Below are 12,373 nucleotides of genomic sequence, written 5' to 3'. Positions count from 1 at the left end.
CATCGAGGAGTTCTCACAGTGCAGAACGAACAGCCCTGCCCGGCAACAGCGAATGAGCAGCCCGGCACCGCGGCGCAGCACGGACAGCCCGGCACCGACGACGCGTTCTGGGCCCGGGTGGCCGCCGAGGGCGCCCCGCTGGTCGACCCCGACCCCGAGGACCCGGCCTACCGGCAGGTGACCTTCGTGCTGCGCGACGAGCCGGGCGAGGCGCCGTACGACGGCGTGCTCGCGCTCGTCCACACCGTCACCGACAAGGACCGGCACGCCGGCGACCTCACCCCGCACCTGATGGAGCGCCGGGCCGGCGGCTGGTCGCGCACCTACCGGCTGCGCGCCGACCACCGGGCGTCCTACCAGCTGTACCCGGTGCGCGGGACCGTCCCCGGTACCCATCGGGCGGACTGGCTGAAGGTCCTGGACGACGCCCGCCCCGACCCGCTCGACCGGGGACCCCGGCTGCCCGGCCGCGACGGACGCCACCCCTCCTCGGTGCTCGCCCTGCCCGAGGCGCTCCCCCAGCCGTACGCCGAACGCCGACCGGAGGTCCCGCGCGGGCGCACCGTGCGCGCCGAGGCGGCCGGGCGGACGATCGACGTCCACCTGCCCGCCGGGCACCGCGCGGACGGCGGCCCCTACCCGGTGCTGGTCCTGCTGGACGGCGACGTGTGGGGCGAGCAGCTGTCGGTCGGCGACACCCTGGACAACCTGACGGCCGAGGGGCTGATCCCGCCGACCGTCGCGCTGCTCGTCCACACCCCGCCCCGGACCCGGCCCGACGACCTCAGCTGCAACCCGGACTTCGTCGACCTGCTCGCCGACCGGGTGCTGCCCTGGGCCGGCGCCGAGTACCGGGCCACCGCCGACCCGGCCCGCACCGTGATCGCCGGCCAGAGCGCGGGCGGCCTCACCGCAGCCTTCGCCGCCTTCCACCGGCCGGCCCGGTTCGGCAACGCGCTCTCCCAGTCCGGCTCCTTCTGGTGGCCGGACCCCACCGAGCACAACGACGGCAGCGAGTGGCTGACCCGCCGGTTCGCCGCCGCCGAGCGGCGCGACGCCCGCTTCTGGGTGGAGGCCGGCCTCCAGGAGTGGCTGCTGCTCCCGCAGAACCGCAACCTGCGTGACGTGCTGCTCGACCGGGGCTACGACCTCGCCTACCGCGAGTTCAACGGGGGGCACGACTACGCCTGCTGGCGCGGTGGCCTCGCCGACGGCCTGGTCCACCTACTGGGGCAGCACGGCTGAAACCCCGGATTCCCGAGGGGTGGTGGGTGCGGCAGTCGCACCCACCACCCCTCCCGCTCAGAGCTCGACCTCCGCGAGGACCCCGGTCGCGACGTCGAACACGAAGCCGCGCACGGACCGGGTGTGCGGGATGAAGGGGCTGGTCCGGATCCGCGCGGCCGACTGCCGGACGTCGGTCTCCAGGTCGGAGAACGCCTCCGCCGCCCAAGGCGGCTTGACCCCGGTCTCCTTCCGGATGTCCTCGCGGAAGGCGTCGTCGCCGAAGGTGAGCATCCCGCAGTCGGTGTGGTGGACGAGGATGATCTCCTCGGTCCCGAGCAGTCGTTGGCTGATCGCCAGCGAACGGATGGCGTCGTCCGTGGCGACGCCGCCGGCGTTGCGGATCACATGCGAGTCGCCCTCGTTGAGGCCGAGCGCGCCGTAGACGTTCAGCCTGGCGTCCATGCAGGCCAGCACGGCCGTGCGCCGGGCCGGCGGGAGCGGCAGCGGACCCTCGAAGGCCGCGGCGTAGTCGGAGTTGTTGCGCAGGTAGTGGTCGGTGGCGGTGTCGGTCATGGCGGACGGACGTCCCTTCGGTGCGGTCGGATCGTGGTCGTCCGGGGACGCGGGGACGCCTGGCGGTGCGCAGGGGTCGGCCGGTACGCCCGGGACGGCGCCGCGCGGGCGCGGACCGGCCCGCCCGGAGGCGGCGGACCGAACGCGGCGGCGGAGAACGACGGCCGTCCGGCGCGGCGCCGTCCGGTACGGCGGCGCGGCCCGACGGGCCGGGGATCGATCGATCGATCAGAAGGTGACCGGACAGCCGGTGGAGTGGATGCGGCCGAAGTCGATGTGACGACGGCGGACGAGCACGGTCATGCGGGCACCGTACCGCCCACCGCACCCACCCGCCGGGCGAATCCGGCATTCTCCACCCCCTCGGGTGACCGCGCGCGTTGTCCGGGACGGGCGGCCGCCCGGTGTGCCGGGGAAACCCCGGACGGGACGCCGTCGAGGCCAGTACCGTGTCACATGTGACGCACTCGATTCTGTCCGGCGGCCGCGGGTGATCCGCGCGTTCCGGCCCGACACCGACTACCCCGCGCTGGCGGAGCTGCTCTCCGCCGACGGGGCCGGGCCGCCCGTCACCGCCGCCGAACTGCGCGGCCGGGACGCGGCGTTGCCCAACCTGGACCGGCTGGCCACCGACCGGCGGGGGCGGCTCACCGGGCACGGCCGGGTCCGGCTGGTCCAGCCCGGGCCCACCGGGGACCTGCTCGGCTACGCCACCGCCTGGCGCGCCCCCTGGACGCCGCCCGGCGACCTCGCCTCGCTCGTCGTCAGCGCCCCGGGGCGCGCCCCGGCCTGGCTGCTGCCGCTCTACGACGGGCTGGAGCGCTGGGGCCGCGAGGCCGGAGCCGGGCGGCTGCTCGGCGAACTCCCGGACGGGCACGACGGGTCGGCGACGGCGGGGCGGGACCCGACCGCCGACCTGACCGGGCTGCTGCTCGGCCGCGGCTACCGGGTGGACGCCCATGTCCGGTCGGCGAGCGCCCCGTTGGGCCCGCACCTGCCCGCCCCGCAGCCGCCGCCCGGCCTGTACCTGGACACCCTCGCCACCACCCTCGCGCCCGAGCCCGAGCAGCAGCTCCACCACCTCTACCGCGAGACGCTCCGCGACAACCCCGGATTCGCCGACGCCCTGCCGGAGTTCGACGGCTGGCGGGCCGAGGTCCTGGCCGGTCCCGGCGGCCGCCCCGACTGGGTGTTCACGGCCGAGTGCACCGGGCGGATCGTCGGCGCCACCGTGGTGCACGGGACGGACGACCCGACGGCCTGCCACGTCCACTACACGGCGGTGCTGCGGGCCTGGCGCGGACGCGGGCTCGCCCGGGCGCTCAAGCTGCACGCGGCGCGGCACCTGCTCGGGCACGGGGTGCGGACCGCGCACACCGAGGTCGAGGCCGGCAACGTGCCGATGGTCGCGGTGAACGCCGCCCTCGGGTACCGGTGGGGCGCCGGGCACCGGCGGCTGGTCAAGGAGCTCTGAACCGGGCGCGAACGGCCGGAAACGGCCGCAGGACGGCACCCCGGGCGGGGTGCCGTCCTGCGAGTGCCACGAGGTGCTCAGTCCATCGGCGGCGGCCCCGGGGCCTCCTTCGGCAGCCGGGCCGCGACCAGGGCGCCGAGCGCGACCGCGCCCGCCGTGGCCAGCAGCGCGACCCGGTAGGGCCCGGGTTCGGCGCTGTGCGTGCCGTCCTCGGCCAGCGCGCCGATCAGGGCCGCGGCGCCGGCGATGCCGAACGCGCCGCCCAGCGTGCGGACGATGGTGAACAGACCCATCGCCCGGCCCATCGCGGGCCCCGGCACGTCCGCGAAGCCCGCGATCTGCACCGTCAGCACGGCGGTGCCCAGGATCAGGCCGACGCCGAACATCAGGGCCCGGACGGCCCAGGCGTTCTCGCCCACACCCGGCAGGGCGAGGGCGGCCAGCACCAGGGCCGCGAGCAGCAGGGCCGGCAGCGCGAGCCGGCGCGGGCCGAGCCTCGGCAGCAGCCGGTCGACCACCTGGGAGGCGGCCATCAGGCCGATCGCCTCCGGGAACACGCTCAGGCCCGCGTCCAGCGCCGAGGCGCCGAGCGCCGCCTGGTGGAGCAGCGGGAACGCGAACAGCGCGCCCATCAGCCCGGCGGCGGTCAGCAGGGCCAGCCAGCTCGCCGCGCCGAAGGTCCGGTCGGCGAGCAGCCGCAGGTCCACCAGCGGCTCCTCGGCCCGCAGCTGGTGCCGGACGGCGAGGACGAGCAGCACCGCGCCGAGGACCCCGGACAGGCCCACCGCCGGGGAGGTCCAGCCGTGCGCGGGGCCGAAGCCGAGCGCGTAGGTGAGCAGGCCCAGGCCCGGGGTGGCGAGCAGGAAGCCGGTGGTGTCGAAGCGCCCGGCCGGCGGCTCCTCCTGGTCGCGCAGGGCGAACACGCCGGTCAGCACGGCCGCCACGCCGATCGGCACATTGACCAGGAACAGCCAGTGCCAGGACAGGTGCTCGGTCAGGAAGCCGCCGAGCGGCGGGCCGAGCGCGGGCATCAGGGCGGTCGGCACGATCAGCACCTTGCCGAGGCCGGCCCGCTCGTGCGGCTCGAAGGCCCGGAACAGCAGGGTCATGCCGACCGGGGTGAGCAGGCCGCCGGCCACGCCCTGGGCGGCCCGGGCGGCGGTGAGCGCGCCGAGGCCGGGGGCGGCCGCGCACAGGGCGCTGGCCAGGGTGAACACCGCGAGCGAACCGAGGAAGACCCGCCGGACCCCGAACCGGTCGCCGAGCCAGCCGGCCGCCGGGAGGCCGACGGCGAGGCCGACCAGGAAGGCGGTCTCCACCGCGTTGGCGGCGGAGACCGGGCGGCCGAAGTCGCCGGCGATGGTGAACAGGGCCGGGTTGACGATCGTCGAGTCCAGGCCGTTCATGCACATCGCGGCCGTGTACACGAGCACCACGGCGAGGCGCCCCGCGAACAGGGGGCGGGCCGGGGCGCCGCCCCCGGCCCCGGCGGGGGTGCCGGGACCGGGGGCGGGCTTGGCGTCCGTGTCCGTCATCGGGCCGGGCTCAGCTCGGTCCAGTGCGCGGTGATCCAGTCCAGCGCGGCGGCGCGCTCGCACGGCCCGTGGGCGACGGTCCAGCCGGCCGGGACGGCGGCGAAGTACGGCCAGAGCGAGTGCTGGCCCTGGTCGTTGACGAGCGCGAGGAACTCGCCGTCGCCGTCGAAGGGGTTGGCGGGGGCGTCACTCATGGGGTGGGTTCTCCTGATGCTTTCGGAGCGGGTTGCGGGTTCGGACCGGGCCGTCGGTTCGGACGGCGCCGGGTTCAGCGGCCGGCGTCGAGGGCGGTGAGGTGCTCGGCGACGACGCCCGCGATGTGCGCGATCGGCTCCGGCAGCGTCATGTCCTTGTGCGAGCAGGCGACATCGGTGTTGTCGATCCGCCCGGCCACGTACGGGGTCCACAGCTCGGGCACCAGGGTGTCGTCGATGGTGTCGACGACGGCGCGGAAGAACAGCACGTCGCCGGTGAGGCGGCGGTGGTCGTACTCGCGCACCAGCTGGTTGACGTGCAGGTAGATCCGGTTCAGCGCCTCGACGGTGGCGTCGTCGAGACCGGCCAGCGGGCTGCCCTCGCGGCGCAGCACCTCGGTGACGTGGGCGAGTTCCAGCGGGCGGCCGTCGAGGTCCTCGGGGCCGAAGCCGCCCATGGTGAGCAGCGCCTCCAGGGCCTCGGCCTGGTCCGGCACCGGCAGGTCGCGGAAGCCCTCGGCCGGGTAGGCGTCGAGGACGGCCAGCAGTTCGACGACGCAGCCGAGTTCCTCCAGCCGGGCGGCCATGGCGTGGGCGATGATGCCGCCGGTGGACCAGCCGAGCAGCCGGTAGGGGCCCTCGGGCTGGACCTCGCGGAGCCGGTCGACGTAGTGCGCGGCGAGGTCCTCCATGGTGGCGGGCAGCGGCTCGCCGGCGGTGGCGGCGCCGACGCCCTGGGCCTGGAGGCCGTAGATCGGCACGTCCGCCGGGATGTTGCGGATCAGTCCGGTGTAGCACCAGCTGAGGCCGCCGGCCGGGTGGACGGCGAACAGCGGGTTGCGGCGGCCGGGGGCGGCGGGCCGAAGCGGCAGCAGGACGTCGAGCGCGTCGGCACCGGGGGTGTCGGCGGACAGCGCGGTGTCGAGCGCGGCGACGGTCGGTGCCTGGAACAGGGTGCCGATGCCGACCTCCAGGCCGAGCACGGCCCGGATCCGCCCGGCGAGCCGGACGACCAGCAGGGAGTGGCCGCCGAGGGCGAAGAAGTCGTCCTCGACGCCGACCGCCGGCACTCCCAGGACCTCGGCGAACAGTTCGCAGAGCTGCTGTTCGCGCGGGTTGCGGGGCGGGCGGCCGGCCCCGGCGGCGGGGGCGTCGGGGGCGGGCAGGGCGCGCCGGTCGAGCTTGCCGTTGGCGGTGAGCGGCAGCCGGTCGAGCAGGACGACGGCGGACGGCACCATGTGGACGGGCAGGTCGGCGGCGGTGCGGGTGCGCAGTTCCTCGCCGGTGACCAGGTCGGCGCCGGGCGCGAGGACGGCGTAGCCGACCAGCCGCTTGTCACCGGGGACGTCCTCGCGGACGATCACGGCGGCGTCGGCGACCGCCGGGTGGGCGGCCAGGACGGCCTCGATCTCGCCGAGCTCGATCCGGAAGCCGCGGATCTTCACCTGCTGGTCGGCCCGGCCGAAGTACTCCAGGACGCCGTCGGTCCGGCGGCGGGCGAGGTCGCCGGAGCGGTACATCCGGGTGCCGCGCTCGCCGAAGAGCTCGGCGTAGGGGTCGGCGACGAAGCGCTCGGAGCTGAGCGCCGGGCGGCCGAGGTAGCCCCGGGCCAGGCCGGCGCCGGCCACGTACATCTCGCCGGTGACGCCGGGCGGGACGGGCTGCAGGTACTGGTCGAGCACGTAGATCCGCAGGTCGGGGATGTTGACGCCGATGGTGCTGCTGCTGCCGGCGGCGGCGCTCGCCCGGTCCAGGGCGATGTAGGAGACGTGCACGGTGGTCTCGGTGATGCCGTACATGTTGACCAGGGTGGGCGCGTCGTCGGCGTGCCGCTCGTACCAGTCGTCGAGGCGGCCGAGTTCGAGTGCCTCGCCGCCGAACACCACGTAGCGCAGGGCGAGTTCGGTGCCGGGCCGTTCCCGGTCGGCGGCGCTGAGCTGGTAGAAGGCGGACGGCGTCTGGTTGAGGACGGTCACCCGCTCGCGGGCGAGCAGGTCGAGGAAGGCCGCCGGGTCGCGGCTGACCAGGTGCGGGACGACGACGAGCCGGCCGCCGTGGAGCAGGGCGCCCCAGAGCTCCCAGACCGAGAAGTCGAAGGCGTAGGAGTGGAACAGCGTCCACACGTCCTCGGCGCCGAAGCCGAACCAGTGGTCGGTGGCGGAGAACAGCCGGACCACGTTGTGGTGGGTGACCGGTACGCCCTTGGGGCGGCCGGTGGAGCCGGAGGTGTAGATGACGTAGGCGGTGTCCTCGGCGGTGAGCGGCCGGGTGCGCTCGTGCTGGGCCAGCGGGACGGCCGGGTGGGTGTCCGCCTCGCCGCCGTCGACCAGGATCTGCGGCACCCGGTGCTCGGGCATCCGGGGCGCGGTCGCGGTGTCGGTGAGCAGCGCGGCGGGCGCGGCGTCGGCGAGCATGTAGGCGAGCCGGTCGGCCGGGTACTCGGGGTCGAGCGGCAGGTAGGCGGCGCCGGACTTGGCGACCGCGAGCAGGGCGGTGACCAGGTCGAGGGAGCGCGGCAGGGCGAGGGCGACGATGGTGCCGGGGCCGATGCCGCGGGCGGCCAGCAGCCGGGCCAGCCGGTCGGCGCGGGCGGCGAGTTCGGCGTAGCCGAGGGTCTCGCCGTCGCAGCTGACGGCGGTGGCCTCCGGGTCGGCGAGGGCGGCGGCCTCGAACAGCTCGGGAAGGGTGGCGCCGGGCTCCGAGCGGACGGGGGTGCCGTTCCACTCGACCAGGGCGCGGTGGTGCTCCTCGGCGCCGATCAGCGGGAGCCGTCCGATCGTGGTGTCGGGCGCGGTGGCGGCGGCGGTGAGCAGCCGGGCCAGGCGCTCGGCGAGGGCGCGCACGGTGGCCTCGTCGAAGAGGTCGGTGCGGTACTCCAGGAAGCCGGCTATGCCGCCCTCGCGCAGTTCGCCCGCGTTGAGGGTGAGGTCGAACTTGGCGGTGCCGGAGGGGATCGCGGCGACGGTGGCGGTGAGGCCGCCGCCGAGCGCGAAGGCCCGGTCGGGGACGGACTGCCAGGCCAGCATGACCTGGAACAGCGGGTGCCGGGCGAGCGAGCGGCGCGGGTTGAGCTCCTCGACCAGGCGGTCGAAGGGCAGGTCGGCGTGGTCGTGGGCGCCGAGGACGGCGGTGCGGGTGCGGCCGAGCAGTTCGCGGAAGCTCGGGTCGCCGGACGTGTCGGTGCGCAGGACGACGGAGTTGACGAAGTAGCCGACCAGGGCGGCGGTCTCGTCGGAGTCGCGGCCGGCGACGGGGGTGCCGACGGGGATGTCGGTGCCGCAGCCGTGCCGGGTGAGCAGTGCTGCCAGGCCGGCCTGGACGGCGGTGAAGACGCTGGTGCCGGTGGTGCGGGCGAGCGCGGCCAGCGCGGTGTGGGCGTCGGCGTCGAGGCGGAACGGCACGGTGGCGCCCCGGTGGGAGGCGACGGCGGGCCGGGGGCGGTCGGTGGGCAGATCGAGCTGGTCGGGCAGGCCGGCCAGGGTCTTGCGCCAGTGGTCGAGCTGGCGGACGGCGAGGGCGCTGGGCGCCTCTCCGGTGCCGAGGAGCTTCGCCTGCCAGTCCACGTGGTCGGCGAACTGCACGGTCAGCGGAGGCAGTTCGGGGGCGCGCCCGGCGAGGCGGGCGGTGTGGGCGGCGGCCAGGTCGCGGGCCAGCGGGGTGGTGGAGGCGCCGTCGCCGGCGATGTGGTGGAGCAGCAGCAGGAGGGTGTGGGTGCCGTCCTGGTGGGCGAACAGGCTGGCCCGCAGCGGCGGTTCGGTGCCGAGGTCGAAGGCGTGGCGGACGGCGTCGGTGATCTCGCCGGTGCCGGTGTGGAGTTCGACCGGGGCGGGCGGCAGGATCCGCTGGTAGGGCTCGCCGTCGGCGGACTCGCCGTAGACGGTGCGCAGGGTCTCGTGGCGGGCGACGAGGTCGCCGACGGCGAGCGCGAGGGCGTCGCGGTCCAGCGGGCCGGTGAGGGTGAGGGCGAGCGGGATGTTGTAGGTGGGGCTGGGGCCCTCCAGCCGGTAGTGGAACCAGAGGCCGCGCTGGGCCGGGGAGAGCGGCAGCCGCTCGGCGCGCTCGACCGGAACCAGGGCGGGGCGGGGTTCGGGGGCGGAGCGCTCGCGCAGCAGGGCGGCGAGGGCGGCCGGGGTGGGGTGGCGGAAGACGTCGGCGAAGCCGACGGCCACGCCGAGGGCCTCGCGCAGCCGGGCGGCGAGGCGGCCGGCCAGCAGCGAGTGGCCTCCGAGGTCGAAGAACCCGGCGTCGCGGGAGAGCGGTCCGGCCAGGTCGAGGAGGTCGGCGAACAGCCCGCAGATGATCTCCTCCTGCGGGGTGGCGGGCGCGGCGCCCGCCTCGGCCGCGTCGGACTCGGGCTCGGGCAGGGCGCGGTGGTCGAGCTTGTCGTTGCCGGTGCGCGGCAGGTCGTCGAGCACGAGCACGGCGGCGGGCACCATGTGCTCGGGCAGCCGGGCGGCGAGGCCCGAGCGCAGCGCGGCCGGGTCGAGCACGGCGCCGGCGGCGGGCACGGCGTAGCCGAGCAGCCGCTTGCCGCTGGGGCCGGTGCGGGCGATCACCACGGCCCGGTCGACGCCGGGGAGTTCGCCGAGCACGGCGGCGATCTCGCCGGGCTCGATCCGGAAGCCGCGGATCTTCACCTGGTCGTCGGCGCGGCCGAGGAACTCCAGCGTTCCCTCGGGGCGGCGGCGAACGAGGTCGCCGGTGCGGTACATCCGGCTGCCGGGCGGGCCGAAGGGGTCGGCGAGGAAGCGTTCGGCGGTGAGGTCGGGGCGGCCGAGGTAGCCGAGGGCGAGGCAGGCGCCGGCCACGTAGAGCTCGCCGGCGGCGCCGTCGGGGGCGGGGCGCAGCGAGCCGTCGAGCACGTAGGCGCGCGAGCCGCGGACGACCTTGCCGACCGGGGCGCCGTCCGGACCGGGGGTCCAGGTGTAGGCGTCGACGGTGGTCTCGGTGGGGCCGTAGAGGTTGACGGGGCGCAGGCCGTCGACGGCGGTGAGGCGGCGCCAGAGCGGCTCGGGGGTGGCCTCGCCGCCGACCGCGACCACGGCGGGGCGGTGGGCGTCCTCGGCGAGCAGGCCCTCGGCGATCAGCACGTCCAGGTAGGACGGGGTGACGTCGAGGTAGTCGATCCGCTCGGCGCGGACGTGGCCGACGAGGGCGGCCGGGTCGCGGTAGGTCCCGTCGTCGAGCAGGTGGAGCTCGTGGCCGTGGAGCATCCACAGCACCGGGTCCCAGGAGGCGTCGAAGGCGAAGGAGGCGCTGTGGGCGATCCGCAGCCGCTGGCGGCCGGTGCGGGCGAGGGCGGGGGTGATGTGGTCCTCGTCGTGGCCGGCGGCGAGGTTGGCGAGCGAGGCGTGGGTGACCACGACGCCCTTGGGGCGGCCGGTGGAGCCGGAGGTGTGCAGCAGGTAGGCGGTGTGCGCCGGGTCGGGGGCGGGCAGCGGTCCGGCGGGCAGCGCGGCGAGTTCGGCGCGGACGGCGGGGTCGTCGAGGGCGACGGCGGGGCGGTGGGCGGCGCCGGGCAGCGCGGCGAGGGCCTCGGCGGTGCCGACGGCGCACACCGGGCGGGTGTCGTCGAGGATGTCGGCGGTCCGCCGGCGGGGGGGGGGGAGGTCCAGGGAGAGGCAGGCGCCGCCGGCCTTGAGCACGGCGAACATCGCGACCAGGGTGTCGGCGCCGCGCGGCATGGCGAGGGCGACGGGGGTGCCGGCGCGGACGCCGAGGTCGGTGAGGCGGTGCGCGAGGCGGCTGCTGGCGGCGTCGAGCTCGGCGAAGGTGAGGGTGGTGCCGCCGCTGCGCAGGGCGACCGCGTCGGGGGTGCGGGCTGCCTGTCCGGCGAGCAGTTCGGGCACGGTGCGGGTGGCGGGCGGCTCGGTGCGGCCGGCGGTGGCGCGGCGCAGCGCGTCCTGGTCGAGCAGGTCGATCCGGGCGATCGGGGTGTGCGGGGCGTCGAGCAGCAGGGTGGCGAGGCCGTCGAGGTAGCGCAGCAGGCCGTCGCGGTGGGCGGCGAGGGCGTCGGCCCCGTACTGGTCGGGGTGGGCCTCCAGGCCGATCCGCAGGGCGCCGTCGGGGCCGGGCGAGACGGCGAGGGCGAGGTCGTCGACGGGGCCGGCGGCGAGGTTGCGGACGGTGCCGGGCAGGCCGGCGAGGTCGAGGTCGCGCTCGAAGGCCTTGATGTTGACCATCGGTCCGAACAGGGCGCGGCGGGTGCCGGTGAGTCCGAGGTCGCGGCGCAGGTCCTCCAGCGGGTAGCGCTGGTGGCGGCGGACGTCGCGGACCTCCAGCACGACCCGGCGCAGCAGTTCGGCGGCGGTGTCGCGGGGGTGGACGGCGAGGCGCAGCGGCAGCACGTTGGCGGTGGCGACGGGGGTGCGCAGGGCGGCGGGGCCGCGGCGGTTGGCGAGCGGCAGGCCGAGCACGACGTCCTCGGTGCCGGCGAGGCGGTGCAGGTAGCCGGCGGTGGCGGCGACGACGAGTTCGGCCCAGGTGGCGCGGGCGGCCTTGGCGGCGGCCTCCAGCCGGGGCAGGGTGCCGGCGGGGAGGGAGGTGGCCAGCCGGGGCAGTCCGGCGGGGCCGGCGTGGGTGCCCCCGGGGAGGGTGGCGGGGGCGTCGGCTCCGGCCAGGCGGTCGCGCCAGTAGGCGCGGTCGGCGGCGTGCTCGGGGCCGGCGCGGTAGGCGGCCTCCTCGGCGGCGACCTCGGCGGGGGTGGCGAAGGTGCGGTCGGTGGGGCGGGTGCCGGCCGTGAGCGAGGTGTAGAGCTCGGCGACCCGGCCGGTGAGCAGGGTGAGCGCGTAGGCGTCGACGGCGAGGTGGTGGACGCGCTGGTACCACCAGTGGCGGTCCTCGGCGAGGCGGATCAGGGCCTGGGTGAAGAGCGGGCCCTCGGTGAGGTCGACGGGGCGGGCCAGGTCGGCGCGCATCCAGGCTTCGGCGGCGGCCTCCGGGTCGGCCTCGGCGCGCAGGTCGAGGTGGTGCAGGGTCCAGGGACGGCCGGGGGTGAGCCGCTGACGGGGCGCCGGGTCGGTGTCCTCGCCGCTGTCGGGTCCGTCGGCGGCGGCGGAGTCCGGGGTGACGACGACGGCGGAGAGCGCGTCGGCCTCGTCGACGGTGCGGCGCAGGGCGCTCTCGAACAGTCCGGCGTCGAGCGGGCCGGTGATCTCGACGGCGTCGCCGGTGTTGTAGACCGGGCTGTCGGGGTCGAGCGCCTGGGCGTACCAGATCGCCGCCTGGGTGGCGAGCAGCGGTACGTCGGCTGCGGCGGGGACGGCGACGGGGTCGGACGCGGCCTGGTGGCGACGCATGGTTCTGAAAGCTCCTCGGGTCCGGCGGACGGCACGCCAATTGCCTGGTTAGGTTAGCCTAAGCTATCTGCA

6 protein-coding genes are annotated in these 12,373 nt (G+C 76.3%); 2 read left to right on the top strand and 4 right to left on the bottom strand.

The window, feature by feature from the left end; genetic code table 11:
• Nucleotides 1–18 precede the first annotated feature (18 nt).
• The gene (gene fes, locus BI06_RS02790; RefSeq protein WP_051740157.1) at nt 19–1,245 is read left to right on the top strand and encodes an enterochelin esterase; all 1,227 of its coding nucleotides are present in this window, start codon (nt 19–21) and stop codon (nt 1,243–1,245) included.
• Between the two features lie 57 nt (nt 1,246–1,302).
• On the opposite strand, the gene BI06_RS02785 is transcribed toward fes, so the two are convergent.
• Nucleotides 1,303–1,800: a carbonic anhydrase gene (locus tag BI06_RS02785; RefSeq protein WP_043464793.1), complete on the bottom strand. Its 498-nt coding sequence runs from the start codon at nt 1,798–1,800 to the stop codon at nt 1,303–1,305.
• A 490-nt stretch (nt 1,801–2,290) separates the two neighbouring features.
• Between BI06_RS02785 and BI06_RS53120 the strand changes: the two genes are divergently transcribed.
• Nucleotides 2,291–3,274 carry a GNAT family N-acetyltransferase gene (locus BI06_RS53120; protein ID WP_043464790.1) on the top strand — a complete coding sequence of 328 codons (984 nt, stop codon included), beginning with the start codon at nt 2,291–2,293 and terminating at the stop codon, nt 3,272–3,274.
• A gap of 77 nt (nt 3,275–3,351) precedes the next feature.
• On the opposite strand, the gene BI06_RS02775 is transcribed toward BI06_RS53120, so the two are convergent.
• The 3 genes from BI06_RS02775 to BI06_RS02765 all read right to left on the bottom strand — a co-directional run bounded on the left by BI06_RS02775 (nt 3,352) and on the right by BI06_RS02765 (nt 12,301).
• Nucleotides 3,352–4,809 carry a DHA2 family efflux MFS transporter permease subunit gene (locus BI06_RS02775; protein WP_078879637.1) on the bottom strand — a complete coding sequence of 486 codons (1,458 nt, stop codon included), beginning with the start codon at nt 4,807–4,809 and terminating at the stop codon, nt 3,352–3,354.
• Nucleotides 4,806–5,003 (bottom strand): MbtH family protein, encoded by a 198-nt coding sequence (locus BI06_RS02770; RefSeq protein WP_043464787.1) that lies wholly within the window; start codon nt 5,001–5,003, stop codon nt 4,806–4,808. Before BI06_RS02770 ends, BI06_RS02775 begins: the two co-directional genes overlap by 4 nt.
• A gap of 74 nt (nt 5,004–5,077) precedes the next feature.
• The gene (locus tag BI06_RS02765; protein WP_051740156.1) at nt 5,078–12,301 is read right to left on the bottom strand and encodes a non-ribosomal peptide synthetase; all 7,224 of its coding nucleotides are present in this window, start codon (nt 12,299–12,301) and stop codon (nt 5,078–5,080) included.
• Nucleotides 12,302–12,373: the final 72 nt, after the last annotated feature.

Origin of the sequence: Kitasatospora sp. MBT66 (genome assembly GCF_000710405.2) — a bacterium.
GTDB classification, from domain to species: domain Bacteria; phylum Actinomycetota; class Actinomycetes; order Streptomycetales; family Streptomycetaceae; genus Kitasatospora; species Kitasatospora purpeofusca.
Note: the sequence above shows the minus strand (reverse complement) of the source record. Positions and strands in the feature narration are given on the sequence as shown.